The organism is Candidatus Abyssobacteria bacterium SURF_5, assembly GCA_003598085.1.
In the GTDB taxonomy this organism is placed as follows: Bacteria; Abyssobacteria; SURF-5; order SURF-5; family SURF-5; genus SURF-5.
In genome coordinates, this window is the sequence record QZKU01000043.1 from 1 (window position 1) to 16,622 (window position 16,622).

A 16,622-nucleotide genomic window follows, 5' to 3' on the forward strand; every position below is an offset into this window, starting at 1 on the left:
CCCGATCAGCTCGGCGCCCTGCAGCGCATGCCACAAAGAGGCGCCGCATCCGACCGCGCCGGCATCGCCGCACCCGCCGTTCAGCGGATTCGACTGCGCGGCATGCCACCCCGGCGGAGTGCCCGGACGCCCGCCGCATCCCAATCCGGGACATGAATGCACCATCTGTCATCCAAGGGGATGAACGATTAAAGGAAAAGGAGTTGGCGGCTATGAGTTCAACGAATATTCTGAAAGGCCTGGGATTCCTGTTCCTTATCTGCAGCGTCGGATTCATTGCCGGATGCAACGCCGACGGCAGCTCCGGCCGTGTCGAATTCACCGAGCATGTGCTGCAGGAAGAAGAAGAATTCGAGCAATCCGGTCATGGCGACGAAGAAGCCGAAGCCTTCAACCATTGGGATGAAGACGTGCCTCCGGAAGTTCCGGTGGATTGTGCAAAGTGTCACAACACCGCCGGCTTCCTTGATTTCCTCGGCATCACGGACCCCAATGAACGACTGGTAGACAATCCGGTTGCGATCGACCCGAATGCCGATAACGCCCTTGACTGCGACATCTGCCATAATGAGAAAACAGATACTTGGGATACGGTCATCTTCCCCTCGGGCGCTGTTGTGGATGGGACGCTTGGACGCGAGGCGCTGTGCATGGAATGCCATCAGGGACGAACTTCGGTCTTCGACGTGCTCACGGCCGTTGGGACAACTCCGGACGACACCGTTGACCCTGCACTCCAATTCATCAACATCCACTACTTTGCCGCCGCGGCGACACGCTATGGAACTGAAGTGCAGGGCGGTTTCGAATACGCCGGCCAGACGTATGCGGGATATTTTGCGCATGTGCCGCAGGCGGACATATGCTACGAATGCCATCTCCCTCATTCCCTGCGTGTGAATGTGGAACTTTGTTCTCAATGTCATCCGGAAGTGCAGACGGAAGAAGATGTCGTTAACATCCGCCTGCCAAGGCCTTCGGCGGACTTCAACGGTAACGGCGACACAACCGAAGGCATCAGCTTTGAAATAGCAGGATTACGGGATATCCTCTATGAAGCCATGCAAATTTATGGAGCGACTACTCCCGGCACCAATCCCATCATTTACGCAGGAGACACCTATCCATACTTCTTCATCGATACCAACGGTAATGGCCTTGTGGATGCGGGCGAAGCTACGTTTGCGAATCGGTACAATACATGGACCCCCAGTCTTTTGAAGGCCGCATACAACATGCAATACACGATCACAGACCCGGGATGCTCTCCCCACAACGCTGATTACGTGATGCAGTTGCTATACGATAGTATTGTGGATCTCGGCACCGTGGACACGAGCGGTCTTGTTCGCCCATAAACTATCCCAAAAATTTGAAGGGAAAGGCCGGATACTCCCGGCCTTTCTCATTTTCAGTCCGAATGCGAAGAGCCTAGCTTCATTTACAAAAGTGCGATCTCACTATTCCGACTCACCCCTTAATCCTTTTCTTGAAAAACCGTCTCGATTACAGATATAATTGGTTTCCCTCTCGGTCGGGCAATATTTTCCAGAAGGACAAATGAATCTATGAATGCAAGGGAACGATTTCTGGCAACCTGCGCGTTTGAACCGGTGGATCGTACATTCCGCTGGGAATCACTGGGTTTCTGGCCGGAAACAATTGCCCGTTGGCATGGAGAGGGTCTTCCCGAAGAGCTCGACGAGGCGCTGTCCTTCATTCATTTCGGAATGGACCTGCGCATGATGATTACTCTCGGCAATTTCGACAATCCGGGACTGTGCCCGACATTCGATGAGCAAGTCATCGAGGAGACCGACGCCTATCGCATCAAAAGAGACGCCGTCGGCAACGTCATCAAGGAGTTCACGAGCGGGCAATCAGCGCTCCCGCAGTTTCTCGAGTTTCCCGTTCGCGACCTGAGTTCGTTCGAGGAAATCAAATGGAGGCTCGACCCCTCGAATCCGGATCGGCTCGGCAGCGATTGGGAATATTCCTCATATGTCTTTAACGAGTCCGAGCTTCCTGTCTTCGTGTACGTGTGCGGCCTGTTCGGAACCGCGCGTCACCTGCTCGGGTTCGAGAATCTGATGTACGCGTATTACGATCAACCGCAACTCATCCACGCGATCGGCGAGCACTGGGTTACACTCTATACGAGCCTCCTCGAACAAATCTGCGCCACCGCCAAAATCGACGCCATCGATTTCTGGGAGGACATGGCGTATCGCAACGGCCCAATGATCGGCCCATCGATCTTCAAGGAGTTCATGACGCCGTACTACAAGCGCGTGATCGACTGCGCCCGCTCCCTTGGCATCAAGATCTTCGAGGTGGACTCCGACGGCAACATTGAAAAACTCATTCCCTTGTTTCTCGATGTGGGCGTAAACATGATGTATCCGTTCGAGGTGCAGGCGGGTATGGACATCCTGACCGTGCGCAAAAGATATGGGAAGAAGCTGGTGATCCAGGGCGGATTGGACAAGCGGACCTTGGCGTGGGGACAGGACGCCATCAGGCAGGAAGTGGATTCCAAGGTGCCGGCATTACTGTATGCCGGAGGATTCATTCCTTCTCTTGATCATTCGTGTCCCCCAGATGTTTCGCTTCAGGATTTTGAATTCTATCTGCAGTATCTCAGAGAGTCAGCTTCCGGATAACCCGGGTTTCCATCAAAAATAATCTAGACCTTATTTCACCTCAAGGACTCGCTCGCATTTTCCTTCCGTACCGAAGTTGTTTATTACCGTCAGGCTCACTGGATAACGGCCCGGCTTGTCGAAAACATGCAAGACGACCGGCCCCTTCGCTCCTGTCTCGCCCGCGATATTCCAGTGCATATCCACAAGGACTCCGTCCAGATCAACAAAATCCTCCACGTAAAGAAGTGAAGGTTGTCCCGCCTTTAGCTCGGCGGGAAGGAAAGTGAAATCTATAGAAGGACGCCTTCTCGTTTGTTTCCGCTCAATCAGAAGCTGCGGATCAAAGGGCTGTTTTTCGGCAGCGCGAATCTCCACCATCGGCATCTTGTCAAGACGATCGACTATTTCCAGTTGCGCGAATGTACCGCGCTCCAGTTGGTCGGGCGTCAGCTTATCCGGAGTATCGGCTTCGGTATGATACCAGATGGGCTTGCCGATTATATCGATGATCGGAACGCCTGCCGCATGGAATCGACCCTCGAGGTCCTCATTCGGGCACATGATGTCGATTGTCAGAAGCGCCGACGGCTGGATGCGGTATTTCAAAACGATCGGGAGAATGAGCTTTGCGAGCGCTTGATTCGGTGAAATAAAAATTCCCCTGATTTCATCGAGATCCTTTAAAATCACTTTGCCGCCGGCCTCTCGATAGCTTCCGCAGCCGATCCCGTCAAGCGTGATATACGCCGACGTCTTTGCGAGTATGGCGGCTTGCCTCTTCACGAACTCGCGCGCGCCGATTAGTAATTCATGACCCGGATGCGTGGCAAAGATAATTGTCTTTGCCGGCGGCCGCGCTCTGCCCGCCAGCTCTTCCGCTATGCCAATCAAAGCCGCAATCCCGGCAGCGTTATCCACCGCGCCTCCATAGATACTGTCGTGGTGTGCGCCGAGTATGATGTGTTCATCCGTTTCCCCTGGAAGAATCCCGATTACGTCTCCCGTGCGCCCGATGGCGGACCTTGCTTCAAGCACGAACTGAAGCCGTGGATTTCCTTCTGAAAATCGATTTTTCAGCAGTTCCCCGGCAGAACGGCTGACTAGGACAGCAGGAATCGGGTTTTCATGTTTCTGCTCGTCTGCCGTGAAAATGGGAATCAGATCGCCCGGCGTGTCACCGATTACAACAAGCGCGAGAGCACCCGCCTTCACCGCCGCGTCATAACTGCCGAAGAAACGATACGTCGGCAAAAAATGCAGCAGGGCTCGACCCTGCATTACCGCAATCTTTCCGCGTGCATGATCAAACTCGTGCGGAAAGCCGTACCCACAGGATACGGCTTCTCCCTGTATGCCGCCGGACGGCGTTGTACCCGAATACCAGACGGCCCTACACGGAAGCTCTGTCCCTTTCGGGAGCAACTCGAGCCGAATGTTTCCCGGTTCCCAAACATGCATATCGAACCACTCGATAGCCACATCCTTCAGTCCGCTTCGCGCGAAACAGTCTCGAATGTATTCCATCGCCCGGTGTTCGACGGAACTCCCGGATTTTCGATCCCCCATGTCCGATATTACCCTCACCAGCGAATGAAGGTTGGCGCCTGTTATCATCTCTTTTTCCTTTCGTGTCCTCGTTTGCTCGTTTCGCGGGAAACCAGTTTATCACAATGAGGCTTTCTCCGTGCAGGGGTGGCAGCGCCATTTTTGTAACCGCCCGCCATATTTTGCCACTTTTCTAGGGAATAACTTGTAGGTTAATAAGAACGGCGGAATTTGTGGCTGTTCTTAAGATCAATGGTAACATCGACTTATAATGGAGTTTCATTTATTTTGTCCCCGATCCTTTCTTGGCATGATTTGTGTTCTACATAATCGTCAGGCTAACTAGTATCAATCGCATAGACGCGGAGGAAGCAATATGACCGGCGACGGGTTTCTTAAAAAATCAGAATCCGGAGTGACACTAATTGAATTGATAGTTGCCATGACCGTTCTGACCTTCGGGGTCGTGGCGGCCTTGTCAATTCTGGTGGAAGCGCATAAATCCAATTCGTTTGCCCGCGCGAAGACCATGGCAATAAATGCGGCCGAGCAGCAGATCGAGGAAATTTTCGAGCGTGATCCGACAATGATCATGACGTTCAACAACCGAACGTTTGCTGTTGGCGATTTAGTCGGTCCCGGCGGCAATCCGCCCGGTTCGGTAATAGTTGACATAAACGAGCCTCATCAGGTTACGGTGACCGTAGCCTGGCAGGGAAGCGGAACGTTGCCGTCGGGAACGGTAAGCATTAACGCGATCAGAAGCGAAGCGAACAGGTCCTAACCGAGCGAGGATGAAAAGCATGCTGAAAAAAAGCAACAGACAAGAGGCTGGCTTCACGCTGATTGAGGTGGCAGTCTCTATCGGAGTTCTGGGGGCGCTGAGCCTGGTCATCACCGCTCTCCTCCTGCGGACGCTTGACACCTACGGTCAAATAATGAGCGACACCGACACCATAAAGCAGGCCCGCTATTCTCTCAATATGGTCAGCCGTGAAATACGAGAGAGCGTGAACCTCAATTTCGCAGACGTAGTTGTGCCCGGAGACGCTTTGATTCTTGCGTCTGCACGGAATGTAAACAATGATTTCGTGTTGGACGGTCCGCCTTTTGTGGCGGCAGGTCCCACAAATACCTTTGACCCGATTGATTCATCGATCATCCTTTTGTACATAAATACCTCCGCCGACGGGATTCCGCAATTAGTCAGGCATCAACTCTATTATGCCCAAGACTTGAACCTCTATGTGCCGCCGTTTAATCTGGTGTTGCCTGATCCCTATAGCGGTACGGATATCCTCATCGTCGACAGCGCCGGAACTCAGATTGCGGTGAATATGACCACCGGCGCAGTCGCGGGAACTGCGCCCACAGTTCCGCCAAAAATTCTGATGAACAGAGTTGCTGCATTTGACCTCGCACTGAACGTTGCTCCCGCTCCGCCTTTTCCATTGAACATCTTTCTAACCTGCCAGGTCGTAGACCGATATGGGCGCACGGCGACTTCGCGGTTTCAGGCGCAAGCCGATCCGCGAAACACATGAAGTCAGGTAAGGAGGCGAATCGTATGCGCTTGTTTAGTATTATCCAGGACAATAAAGGCATTGCCATCGTGGCGGTCACTGTGGTCCTCGTCGTTGCGGCGCTGTTGGGAGGGACGGTTATCAGCCAGACTTCCAGCGATATCCAGCTTGCCAACAGAACGTATGAGGAAAAGCAGGCCCTGTTCTTTGCCGAAAGCGCGAAGGAGGCGGCATTTCGTGCCATATTGGACGCCGGCATAGCGCCGGACGGCAGTCTCAATTTCGCCAATGACACCCAGCCCGGCGAAACCCAGCCGGGTACCGTTTCCGGCCAAACACTGACGGGCGGAACATATGGATTCACCGTCACGGAGCTGGCATCAGCTCCCTCACAGATCATTCAGGTCGTTGGGACCGGCGATTCCGGGACGGATCGTCCACGACAAGTGACGGTTCTTGCTGAGGTCGTAAAGGAAAATGTCTGCGTTTGGAATAACGCCATTTTCGGCGGTTCCGGCAATGTGGGGGGCGTGATCAACGGCAACTGCGCCATCCACGGCTCGGTACACCTGCTTGGCGACGGCGTCGGCGAGGGAAGCGCCGCAATCGAAGCTCTCGATCTGAATGGAACAGCTCTTATCCACAACAACTATGAAGGCATACCGCCTGAGTTGCTGGCCAAGATTCCGCCGATGCCGATAAATGACGATGGTCTATCCAGTCTCGATGCAAAATTGAGGGTGAAAAATGGCGCTGTCGGCGTCTCGGGAAATTCGGAAATCGGAGAAATAGACGATTCCACCAACGCCTGGAAAGAAACGATGGATGGAATCTATATCGAGACCAACCATACGGATACCAGATGGACGGGAACCTCGGTCGTCGACGGCGTGCCGGACCCGTCGCGCGTGCAGTCTGATAACGGTACCGAGGCTTTATATGATGTGGGTGACGCCGTATCCATGCCCGACATCAACGACCCCTATTACGACTCCGTCACGGATGTACAATACGCCAGCTATACCGATTTCTTCTCCCAGAATTCGCTGCATCTGCCGACGATCACTCTGGATGCTTCGACTTCAGCGGCTACCACCGTGGATACCTACATCCAGACAAATTATCCCACGCCTGAAATGCAAGCGGCCGCGGGAATCGCCTATATAACAAACGGCAGCTCCTTCACCATTACGCAGACCACATCCTACGGTCAGGTCAATTCCATAAGCTACAACCCGACGGCGGCGGCCGGAGTGGCGGGCCTCACGATCAGCGGCATGGTCATGATCGATGGCGATATTACCATGGGAACGAAGCAAACGAGCATCAGTTATTCCGGCAGCGGTACAATTTATGCAGCCGGCAATGCATCCGGTGATCAAGGCGACGTCTCAGTCCATGGACACGTCCTGCCGGCAACCACCTTCCCCACAGTCGACGTGCTTGGCCTTGTGGCGAAGCACGACGTGCTGCTGGCGACCGGCCCGGGCGATTCCAACTTGTTCATGGCCGGAGCTTTCTTTGGAGCGAATCAGGTGGTTTCCACGAAACAGAACCAGATAGCGGGCACGTTTGTCTGCCAGTACTTCGACATGGGCACCAACGTTCCCAAAATCTACCAGGTTCCCGATCTGATGAATCACCTTCCGCGGGGTCTCATCGGAAGCGAGCCAATCTGGGTAATCACCGAGTTTGAGGAAAAAAGCTGGCAAGCGGATTTTATCTAGGAGAATGTGATGCAAAACATCTTGATCGAGAACAAGAAGCAATTAATGATCGGTATCTGCATTGCTCTTGCTCTGATAATCGGGGGGCTCGCGAGAGGCCTGACACGGGAACAACCTTCTTCGCAATCACCGGCGCCTCTTCCTCAGAATTCGGCGCAACTCACCGAAAAAAACATTGTTCGACCAACCGAAACCATCGAGGAGAAACTGGCGGCGGAACGCAGGGAAAAAGCCCGTAAAGCCATCGCCGAGCATGAGGAGGCCATCAAGCTGCATTGGGGGGCCGAGGATACCCCCGACAGAATGATGGCAATGGGTAATCTCCACCAGTACCAGCTAAGCGACTATTATTCCGCGATCGAGTGCTACCGCAATCTGGTCGATAACTTCTCGGACCACGACAAGGTCGCCCAGGCTTACGTGGAAATCGCCACTTGTTATGAGAAAGTCGGCGATCAAGCACAGGCCAGGTTCATTTATCAGGAAATGGTGGACTCCCTGGATTCTTCTCTTCAGCATGTCCAATACGCCAAGCTGAAGTTGGGGAAAGACTAAGACCAAATATAATTTATCTTTCGTTTTCCCCTTTCCACCCGTAAGAAATATGGGAAGGCATAAAGCGCTCGCCATCGACCTCGATGAGCGTGTAGCCTTCGGGCCAGCTCTCGTAGCCGATGGCGTGATCGCCTTTCCACCACTCCCCGCACACCGAGCCGCCGACCACGAACAGCGCGTCGTACAGGTTGGTCTTCCAGTGGATCATTTCATATGTGTGGTAATGACCGGCAAGCGCAAGCTTGAAGTTGTAGCCTCTCAGAATTTCCCCAAACAGTTCCGCAAAATTCATGATTTGATGCTTCGGGACGGTATCGCCTGCAGGCGTGACGGCCAGTTCGCGTTTTAACCCGTAAACGCTCGCGAGCGCGTTCACCGTCGGTATGTGCGTCACAATGACCACCGGCTGCGATCGATCAATATGTTTCAGGTCCTTCCGCAGCCAGTTTAGTTGAGCGTGGTCGACGAACCCGAAATAGCTGATCTCGCCATTTAACAGCTTCCCGCGAGCCACGCTGTCCAGCACAACAAAATGGCAGTGATCGTAATTGAATGAATAGTACCGGGGACCAAAATATGCCTCATACATCTTCTTGCCATAGAGCGGCGGAACCGGGCGTGGATTCGGCATCGAGATCCACCCAAAGACGTCGTGGTTTCCTATCGTGTGGTAGAAGGGCGCATGGATCAACGGCGCAAGTTCATTCAAATATAATTCGTACTGTTTCTGCGCGAGCCCCTGGTCGGTTCTCAGCGCGTCCAGGATAATGTCGCCGCCATGGATCACAAAAGCCGGATGGCGTTCCATGATCGAGGCAAACGCCTTGGCCGTCCCCTTGTCGGCGTCACGAATGAAACCGACATGTGTGTCGCTTGCGAAAACGAAGGTGAATCTCTTTTCAGCATTCAGTCGATTCTTCACAAGCGGAAAGTCAATTCCAGCCGTACCCGACAAGTCGTCAACTCTCCTGTAGAACTTATTTCCGGCCGCGTGATGGGTTCCCGGAACGGAAATAAAAACGATTCTTCCCGCCTTCGTCTTGAGTGAATATGTTCCGGCCGCGCCGGTTATCGTCACCACATCTCCGTCGGAAACGACCGCATTTTGCAGAGGACTTTCTCCAGGATCATAGGCGTGATTGCCGTTTGCATCCTCGAATACCTTCCCAGAGACATCAAGCGCCGCGACTGGAAAGAACAAGCCGCTCAAAAAGAGAATCAAGAACGCCGTCAAAACAACCCGAAACTTTCTCATTCCCTGTCTCGTCTCCTGCAGTCGCCCCTTACGAAACCCGCGGCCGTCAGTGTATCACAAAGGAATGATTTCTCACCACCACGGAGAAGACATCGGCGCCGGCAAAATAAATTTCCCAAAACCGCTCTTCGTCCTGTATAATTTCCCAATCACCCCAAAGCACTCTTATAGGAGGAAGGAATAATGATCGTCGATAGTCATGTGCATTTGTTTTTTGAAGGCTCCGATCCGGAATCTTTCTTTATCGGGGCGGCCCGCGCCGGAACGGCTTTCTTCAACAAAAAGAGCGGTCAATTTGACGTTAACATGGAAGAAGCGTACGACGCCAACATCGAGTTGTTAAGCGATAAAACCGGCGAAAAACTGGTCCAGAAAATGGATGAAGCCGGTATCGACAAGGCAATCCTGCTGCCGCTCGATTTCTGGCTGGGGTGCCCCCCCTCCAGCGGGATGAGCATCGAGGAAAAGAACGCCCTCTATGCCGCAGCGGTCAAGCGGCACGCGGGAAGATTGCTTTCGCACGTCGGCGTCGACCCTCGCCGGCCGAATGCGCTGGATATCATGCAAAAAGGAGTGGAAGAAGGCGCAATCGGCTTGAAACTACATCCCACTGCCGGGTTCTATCCCGATGACCCCATATGTGCGCCGCTGTACCGCAAAGCCCTCGAGTATGACATTCCCGTCCTCATACACTCCGGCAACGAGCCGGCTCCCCTGCGAATAAAATTCTCGCAGCCGAAATACATCGATACCGTGGCCGCCGAGTTCCCCGACCTCAAAATCATCATCGCGCATACCGGCCATGGCTGGTGGCAAGAGGCAATCGATCTTGCCTCCGTCAAACCGAACGTATACGTTGATTTCGCGGGATGGCAGATGGAATATCTGAACGGATTCGATTATTTCTATCAGCCGCTCCGGTTCGCCCTCGACACACTCGGGCCATGGCGCATTCTGTTCGGAACCGATGGCTTGATGCTTGACGTGATGCTCTCGCCGCGAGATTGGGTGCTTGCGCACAAGGAATACCGATCGCCGGCAGGAATCCGTTTCGACGGCGAAGAAATCGACATCATCCTCGGCCATGCAGCGGCTCGACTTTACAATCTTTCCGATTAAGCGGCATCTTTGAGAAAGGGGCTGATTGACAATGAGAACGTCCAGGCTGCAGGTGCTGAGCAAAAAAGAGATAGTGCAGATTCATGAGGGCTCGCTCATGGTGCTCATGAGAAAGGGCGTGAAAGTGGAGGCGCAGGACCTGCGTGATCTGTTTCGACAGAAGGGCGCGGACGTAAATGATGCGGAGCAGGTTGTCCGGATACCGCAGGAACTCGTGCTGTGGGCTGTCGAGCAAGCGCCCAGGGCTTTCGTCTTGTACGGATTCAACCCGAGGTTCCGCGCGAAAATCAGCACCCGGTCTTCGCTCTTTTGCGGACTCGGCACGCCGACGAATATGTTGGACAAGGCCGGAAATTTCACGCCCACCACGCTGGAAGACCTCCGCAGGCACCTCATCCTGATCGACGATCTCGAACACCTCACCAATGACCAGATGGACCTGTGGCCAAACGATATCCCGATGACCACGATCCACGTCGAAGCGATCCGGTTGTGGGCGCGCGAATGCCGAAAACCCTTCGGGTGCGGCACGCTCGGATACCTCGCCTGCAAGGACATGATGGATATGGCGGCAATGGTTGTCGGTGGCATGGATGAATTCATGGCAAGGCCGCGCATGATGGGCATATGCAGTATCGTGAGTCCGCTGAAAATCGATACCGCTCAAGGCCACGGGATGAAGGTCTACGTCGAACACAATCAGCCGGTCATCATGGCGCCGGAGGCAATGGGCGGAACGACCGCCCCCGTCACGCTCGCCGGCCTGCTCGTCCAGCACAATGCCGAGGTGCTCGCTCATATCACGCTGGCTCAGATCATCAAGCCGGGAGCGCCGGTGCTCTGGGGCACGGTTTCGACCGTGGCCGATATGAGAACCGGTAACGTTGCGCTCGGCTCGTTCGAAACAGGACTTGTCACGGCGGCCGGCGCGCAACTCGCCCGGTTCTACAATATTCCCTCGCGCGGCGTCGGCGGAACAACCGACTCCAAGCTTCTCGATATCCAGTGCGGCTTCGAACGGATGATGAACCTCGCGGCAGCCTATCTGGCCGGGATCAACTATATCACCTGCGCCGGCACACTCGAACGCACGGTCACCGGCTCGCACGAACTGATGGTGCTCGACAACGAACTCGCCGGAATGCTCGCGCGCGTCGGGCGCGGAATTGAGGTGAATCCCGATACTCTGGCGATCGATTTGATCTGCAATCTTGGCTGGAGTGAGAACTACATGGACCAGATGCATACCGCCGAGAATTTCCGCTCGGAAATATTCCTCTCAGACCTGGTCGACCATACCAGCCGCGATGCCTGGCAAACCGCGGGATCAAAAACGGTGCTCGACAATTGCGCCCAGAAGGTCGAGCAATTGGTTGACCGCCATAAATCGAACAAATTGAAACCGGCTCTCGAGGCCGATATGCAGCGGTTCATCGATGAGGTTGCGGCAAGGCCGATCGAAGAGTTCTATAAATATGAAGGGTTGGCGGAAGCACCAACCAACCTGCCGATCTAAACGGCCCTCGCCATATCTGTACGTGACGGCGTGCGGTGGCCCTTCGAGTTTTTTTGTCCAATACGCAGGGGCATGGCTGCAAACACCGGTTCATCGCGCACGGTTTTTTTGGATGTAGGGGCACGGCATGCCGTGCCCGTTTGAAGGGCCGCCCAACAGATACGGGCACAGCTTCATAGATGATTCACGTGCGCAGGTCGTCTCTGCAGGGTCACGGCATGCCGTGCCCGTTTGAAAGGCCGCCCAACAGATACGGGCACAGCTTCACAGATGATTCACGTGCGCAGGTTGTCTCTGCAGGGGCACGGCGCGCCGTGCCCATTTGAAGGATTCTTGTCCAACGAGGTCACGGCACGGCGCGCTTGAAAGGTTCGAAACGTTGTAGGCGCGGCCCCATGTGGCCGCCCGCATAAAAACCCGATATCATCGACATTCGGCATTCTGTTCTTACCTTTCCCCCTTTGGAAAAGGGGGACTAAGGGGGGATTTCAAACCAGAAGGACGGTCCATCATGTCTGAAAAAACAGAACGAGGCGAACAATATTCAAAACAGTCGCGCATCGTACACGGCGACTGGAAACAAACCGGTGTCGATTACAGCCACGCCATGATCCCGCCGATTTCATCAACGGTGACGTACGACCTTAACTCGAAGGTTTTCGGCGGGAAATCTCCAATGGAATTCCTGATGGGGCTGGAGGATTGGAGCCGCCTGCCGTTTTACATCTATTCGCGCTTCGATGACCCGACCAACATGCTGCTCGAAAACAAGATCACACTTGCCGAGGGCGGAGAAACCACATTGGTTTTCGGGAGCGGCATGGCCGCCATCACCGCCGCTCTTTTAACTTCTCTCGGACCCGGCGATGAAATCCTCTACCACCACATACTCTACGGGAATACCCACGGCCTCATCACGAAATGGCTTCCTCGCTTCGGAATGAAAATCAAAGGTCTCGATTTCACCGACGAGCAGGCCCTCACAGAAGCCATCAGCGAGAATACGCGCGTCGTCTACTTCGAGACGCCCGTCAACCCGCTGATCGAACTGGTCGACATTGCGAGGGTACGCGCCATTGTCGACGCCGCGGAAAAGAAAATGGGACAACAGGGCCAGGTGCGGATCATCGTCGATAACACCTTCGCCACACCCTTCTGCCAGCGGCCCATCGAACTGGGCGTGGACGTGGTCGTCCTCAGTCTCACAAAAGCGATGGGCGGCTTCGGCATCGATCTGGGCGGCGCCATCGTCGGCAAAAACGAGATTCGGGCTCCGCTCATCATGTTTCGCGAGGAAACGGGCGGCGTTCTTTCTCCGAAAGCGGCGTGGAACGTTCTCACCTTCGGAATCCCGACACTGCCGGTCAGAATGAAAGCGATGCAGGAAAGCGCCTCGCAGATCGCCACTTTTCTCGGGGATCACCGCAAAATCAAGAAGGTGAATTTCCCCGGGCTGCCTTCGCATCCGCATCATCAGATCGCAAAAAAACAGATGCGCGACTTCAAAGGCAGCTTCGCTCCCGGCTCCATGCTGTACTTCGAGATCGATACCGACGACGATCGCGCGATGGAGCGCTTCACTGCCCATGCCGGCGACAACTGTTACTGCCTTTCTGTGGCCGTGAGCCTCGGAAATACCGCTACTCTCCTGGAAAATCCCTACAACATGACGCACCTGTTCATGTCGGAAGAGGAGAAAGAGGAGGCGGGCATCAAGCGCAGCGGCATCCGCATGTCGGTCGGCCTCGAGGACCCCGACGATATCATCCGCGACCTGAAAGAAGCTCTCGAGAAAGTCTGAGCAACAGTGCGGCTTCTCGGCATACCACGCCCCGCGCCGTTCGTAAATGCGAAGAAGGGGCGGGGTCTGTTGTAAGGCAATCAGGCCGCACCATGTGGCCGCCCGGATAAAGAACACGGAATAACAGGATTTTCAAGATTGTAGGGGCACGGCACGCCGTGCCCGAAACATCTATTTCCTCAGGAGCGAGAAAGTCTGGAGGTGAATCGGCAGGTGAATTACGGAGTTCGGCTGCGCGATCTCAACAGGCTGTCCGTTTTCGCCGAACATGGAGTCAACCACCCAGCGAACGCTATCAGCTTTCGGCTGGATTGCCTCAAGCGTGTCGCCTCGCCTGATCTGGCCGCGTACTTCCACTGTTGCGCGTCCGTCATCCGAACCCGTCACCAGGCCGACGAATGAGCGGACGGATTTGCGCTCGGCGCCGCCTGCGGGAGCCCTCCCATCCTGCATCTCGCCCAGATAGAATCCCGTGGTGAATTCCCGATTGCCGGTTTGCCGCAGTTCCTCAACCAGCTCCGGGTCCGGCGCATAATCGGCCGGCGACGCGTGATACCTGTCAAGCGCCATGCGGTACGTCCGTGTCGTGATTCCGAGATAATAAACGCTCTTCATCCGCCCCTCGATCTTCAACCCGTAAACTCCGGATTGGAGGACGGCGGGCAAATGCTCGATCATACAGAGATCGCGCGAGCTGAATATGAAAGTTCCCTCCGGATGCTCCTCGACTTCGAAAGTTTCCGCCGGACGCGTTTCTTCCACCACGCGATATTTCCAGCGGCACGACTGCGAGCAATCTCCCAGATTAGCGTCTCGCCCCGTCAGGTGCCTGCTCAGGAAGCATCTTCCGGAGTATGCCATGCACATTGCGCCATGCACGAATATCTCGAGGTCGACTTCGACGCGCGCTGCGATTTCTTCTATTTCCTGCAGGCTTAATTCGCGCGCCAGGATCAGCCGCGATGCGCCCATCTCTTGCCAGAAGCGGGCGGTTCTCCAATTGGTGACGTTTGCTTGCGTGCTGATGTGGACCGGGACCAGCGGAGCGATTTCGCGGGCCACTTCGAAAGCGCCGATATCCGAAACGACGAAGGCGTCCGGTCGGAGATCGCCCAGATATTCAAGGAACGCACGCATCTCGTCAAGGTGCCTGTTGTGAGGAAAAACATTGAGGAGGACATAAACTCGCACATTACGCGCGCGGGCGTAAGATAGACCTTCCGTCATTTCGGAGGGCGTGAAATTTTCCGACCGCGCCCGAAGACTGAATCGGCGCCCGCCGAGATACACCGCGTCGGCGCCATATTCAACCGCCACTTTCAGCTTCTGCAAGTTGCCCGCGGGCGCAACCAGTTCAGCTTTCCGATTCACCGACTTCATTCAAAACCTGGTACTTGCGGACAGCGTCATTATGATCTTTCAAGTTCGTCGAGAATTTGTGACGCTTGTTGTTCATGGACACGAAGTACAGATAATCGGTTTTGGGCGGAGATAATGCCGCCCTGATCGCCGACCGGCCCGGATTGCAGATGGGCGTAGGCGGGAGCCCCCGATTACGATACGAGTTGTACGGAGAGTCCAGTTCCAAATCGGCATAGGTAAGATTGACTCCATAATTGTCCAGCGGATATCGAATGGTCACGTCGCATTGCAGCGGCATCTTCTTCTTGAGACGGTTATAGATGACGCTCGCTATGAGAAGCTCCTCGTCGTCATAGATCGCTTCTTTTTCGATGATCGAAGCGATGGAAACGATATCTCGAAGATTGAGCTCATCGGCGTCGGGACGCTTGTTCGTCTCTGCAATCCAGACGTGCCAGAACCGGTCCACCATGATTCGAAGAACAGATTCAGCGGATAATCCTTTGGCTATTTTATATGTTTCCGGAAAGAGAAAACCCTCAAGCGAGGGACTGTCCAGCCCCAACTCCTGGCAGAATGCTGCATCGTTGGCCAGAGACAAAACCTCCTGCGGGTCCGCGAGCCTTTTATTCGACAGTAGCATCGCAATCTGTTCGACTGTTGATCCCTCAGGAACCGTAAACTTGTGAAGCATCACGCGGCCTTGCTCCAGCCACGTCAGAATCTCCAGGAGAGACATGGTTCGGTCAAAGCGGTATTCGCCCGATTTCAATCGGTGGGTCGTTCCCCGAACTGCGGCCGCCATTGTAAAGATCAGCTCGCTCGAAATGAGCTGATGAGTAGAGAGACGCTCCGCGATTTCAGCGACCGGAGAGCCTGGCGGAACTTCTACAACAACATACCTGGGATGGCCGGCTTCCACTCTCTGCGGCCAAGCCATCGTTCTATTCACAAAATACAAAAGCAGCCATAGGAGAATGAAGAATGCAAAGAAGAGAATCGAGACAACTTTTTGCCGGGTTCGGCTTTTATTTTCGGAGGGTGTCCGTTCTATTTCGTTTTCTTCGGCGGGCGAATCGGAATGGAGTCGTTCGTGTACCATTGATTGAACATTTTTCCTTCCATCGTTCAGAGTCAAGGAGACCGGGTGCAGTCCAGATAGTGTTGTAACATGATTTGAGCGGCAACCGCATCAATTATCTTCTTCCTCGCTTTGCGACCGACGTCGGCCTCGATTAATGAAGCTTCCGCAGATGTGGTGGTAAAGCGTTCGTCCCAGGTCAGGACCGGGATTTCCACGTGCTTCCTCAGGCCGTCAAGAAACTGTTGCACCTTCTCGGTCTGGGGACTGCTTGTTCCGTCAAGCTTCTTCGGCAGGCCGGCGACGACGGCAGCGGCATCGTACTCCTCCGCCAGTTTCTTGACCGCCGCGAAATCATTTGCAGGAGTCGACCGTTCTATTGTGCACACGGCTTGCGCCGTTATCCTCAATTCGTCGCTTACCGCGACGCCTATCCGCCTGTCGCCGACATCAAGCCCGATAATCCTCTTGTAACTATCAATTTTCATGCCGT

Annotated in this window: 14 protein-coding genes; 9 read left to right on the plus strand and 5 right to left on the minus strand. The window is 54.5% G+C overall.

Annotated elements, in window-relative coordinates:
* Positions 1-212 precede the first annotated feature (212 nt).
* Together C4520_05650 and C4520_05655 are read left to right on the plus strand one after the other, a co-directional pair.
* Entirely contained in the window at positions 213-1,358 is a 1,146-nt protein-coding gene (locus C4520_05650; protein ID RJP23735.1) for a polyheme membrane-associated cytochrome C, read from the plus strand.
* Between the two features lie 210 nt (positions 1,359-1,568).
* Positions 1,569-2,663: a hypothetical protein gene (locus tag C4520_05655; protein RJP23736.1), complete on the plus strand. Its 1,095-nt coding sequence runs from the start codon at positions 1,569-1,571 to the stop codon at positions 2,661-2,663.
* A gap of 30 nt (positions 2,664-2,693) precedes the next feature.
* On the opposite strand, the gene C4520_05660 is transcribed toward C4520_05655, so the two are convergent.
* Complete coding sequence (locus C4520_05660; protein ID RJP23737.1) at positions 2,694-4,259, minus strand: M28 family peptidase; 1,566 nt, start codon at positions 4,257-4,259, stop codon at positions 2,694-2,696.
* Between the two features lie 307 nt (positions 4,260-4,566).
* Here C4520_05660 and C4520_05665 point away from each other — a divergent pair, with 307 nt between their 5' ends.
* The 4 genes from C4520_05665 to C4520_05680 are packed head-to-tail and all read left to right on the plus strand — an operon-like array spanning position 4,567 to position 7,995.
* Positions 4,567-4,974 carry a hypothetical protein gene (locus C4520_05665; protein ID RJP23738.1) on the plus strand — a complete coding sequence of 136 codons (408 nt, stop codon included), beginning with the start codon at positions 4,567-4,569 and terminating at the stop codon, positions 4,972-4,974.
* 10 nt (positions 4,975-4,984) lie between these two features.
* Positions 4,985-5,734 carry a prepilin-type N-terminal cleavage/methylation domain-containing protein gene (locus C4520_05670; protein ID RJP23739.1) on the plus strand — a complete coding sequence of 250 codons (750 nt, stop codon included), beginning with the start codon at positions 4,985-4,987 and terminating at the stop codon, positions 5,732-5,734.
* Between the two features lie 23 nt (positions 5,735-5,757).
* Positions 5,758-7,440 (plus strand): hypothetical protein, encoded by a 1,683-nt coding sequence (locus C4520_05675; protein ID RJP23740.1) that lies wholly within the window; start codon positions 5,758-5,760, stop codon positions 7,438-7,440.
* A gap of 9 nt (positions 7,441-7,449) precedes the next feature.
* Positions 7,450-7,995: a hypothetical protein gene (locus C4520_05680; GenBank protein RJP23741.1), complete on the plus strand. Its 546-nt coding sequence runs from the start codon at positions 7,450-7,452 to the stop codon at positions 7,993-7,995.
* Between the two features lie 13 nt (positions 7,996-8,008).
* On the opposite strand, the gene C4520_05685 is transcribed toward C4520_05680, so the two are convergent.
* Positions 8,009-9,250 carry a hypothetical protein gene (locus C4520_05685; GenBank protein ID RJP23742.1) on the minus strand — a complete coding sequence of 414 codons (1,242 nt, stop codon included), beginning with the start codon at positions 9,248-9,250 and terminating at the stop codon, positions 8,009-8,011.
* Between the two features lie 183 nt (positions 9,251-9,433).
* Here C4520_05685 and C4520_05690 point away from each other — a divergent pair, with 183 nt between their 5' ends.
* The 3 genes from C4520_05690 (at position 9,434) to C4520_05700 (ending at position 13,686) form a co-directional block, all read left to right on the plus strand.
* Positions 9,434-10,369 (plus strand): amidohydrolase, encoded by a 936-nt coding sequence (locus tag C4520_05690; GenBank protein ID RJP23743.1) that lies wholly within the window; start codon positions 9,434-9,436, stop codon positions 10,367-10,369.
* Between the two features lie 31 nt (positions 10,370-10,400).
* The gene (locus C4520_05695) at positions 10,401-11,885 is read left to right on the plus strand and encodes a hypothetical protein (protein ID RJP23744.1); all 1,485 of its coding nucleotides are present in this window, start codon (positions 10,401-10,403) and stop codon (positions 11,883-11,885) included.
* 511 nt (positions 11,886-12,396) lie between these two features.
* Complete coding sequence (locus C4520_05700; protein ID RJP23745.1) at positions 12,397-13,686, plus strand: aminotransferase class I/II-fold pyridoxal phosphate-dependent enzyme; 1,290 nt, start codon at positions 12,397-12,399, stop codon at positions 13,684-13,686.
* Between the two features lie 171 nt (positions 13,687-13,857).
* Here C4520_05700 and C4520_05705 read toward each other — a convergent pair whose 3' ends face one another.
* From C4520_05705 to ruvX, 3 genes are read right to left on the minus strand one after another with little or no spacing between them, the layout of a single operon-like run.
* The gene (locus tag C4520_05705; GenBank protein ID RJP23746.1) at positions 13,858-15,066 is read right to left on the minus strand and encodes a U32 family peptidase; all 1,209 of its coding nucleotides are present in this window, start codon (positions 15,064-15,066) and stop codon (positions 13,858-13,860) included.
* The gene (gene mltG, locus C4520_05710; GenBank protein ID RJP23747.1) at positions 15,041-16,150 is read right to left on the minus strand and encodes an endolytic transglycosylase MltG; all 1,110 of its coding nucleotides are present in this window, start codon (positions 16,148-16,150) and stop codon (positions 15,041-15,043) included. Before mltG ends, C4520_05705 begins: the two co-directional genes overlap by 26 nt.
* Before the next feature lie 32 nt (positions 16,151-16,182).
* The gene (gene ruvX, locus C4520_05715) at positions 16,183-16,617 is read right to left on the minus strand and encodes a Holliday junction resolvase RuvX (GenBank protein ID RJP23748.1); all 435 of its coding nucleotides are present in this window, start codon (positions 16,615-16,617) and stop codon (positions 16,183-16,185) included.
* Positions 16,618-16,622 lie beyond the last annotated feature (5 nt).

Coding starts and splice junctions, on each gene's coding strand:
- C4520_05650 (RJP23735.1), top strand. CDS start 213: ATGAGTTCAACGAATATTCTGAAAGGCCTGGGATTCCTGTTCCTTATC.
- C4520_05655 (RJP23736.1), top strand. CDS start 1,569: ATGAATGCAAGGGAACGATTTCTGGCAACCTGCGCGTTTGAACCGGTG.
- C4520_05660 (RJP23737.1), bottom strand. CDS start 4,259: ATGATAACAGGCGCCAACCTTCATTCGCTGGTGAGGGTAATATCGGAC.
- C4520_05665 (RJP23738.1), top strand. CDS start 4,567: ATGACCGGCGACGGGTTTCTTAAAAAATCAGAATCCGGAGTGACACTA.
- C4520_05670 (RJP23739.1), top strand. CDS start 4,985: ATGAAAAGCATGCTGAAAAAAAGCAACAGACAAGAGGCTGGCTTCACG.
- C4520_05675 (RJP23740.1), top strand. CDS start 5,758: ATGCGCTTGTTTAGTATTATCCAGGACAATAAAGGCATTGCCATCGTG.
- C4520_05680 (RJP23741.1), top strand. CDS start 7,450: ATGCAAAACATCTTGATCGAGAACAAGAAGCAATTAATGATCGGTATC.
- C4520_05685 (RJP23742.1), bottom strand. CDS start 9,250: ATGAGAAAGTTTCGGGTTGTTTTGACGGCGTTCTTGATTCTCTTTTTG.
- C4520_05690 (RJP23743.1), top strand. CDS start 9,434: ATGATCGTCGATAGTCATGTGCATTTGTTTTTTGAAGGCTCCGATCCG.
- C4520_05695 (RJP23744.1), top strand. CDS start 10,401: ATGAGAACGTCCAGGCTGCAGGTGCTGAGCAAAAAAGAGATAGTGCAG.
- C4520_05700 (RJP23745.1), top strand. CDS start 12,397: ATGTCTGAAAAAACAGAACGAGGCGAACAATATTCAAAACAGTCGCGC.
- C4520_05705 (RJP23746.1), bottom strand. CDS start 15,066: ATGAAGTCGGTGAATCGGAAAGCTGAACTGGTTGCGCCCGCGGGCAAC.
- mltG (RJP23747.1), bottom strand. CDS start 16,150: ATGGTACACGAACGACTCCATTCCGATTCGCCCGCCGAAGAAAACGAA.
- ruvX (RJP23748.1), bottom strand. CDS start 16,617: ATGAAAATTGATAGTTACAAGAGGATTATCGGGCTTGATGTCGGCGAC.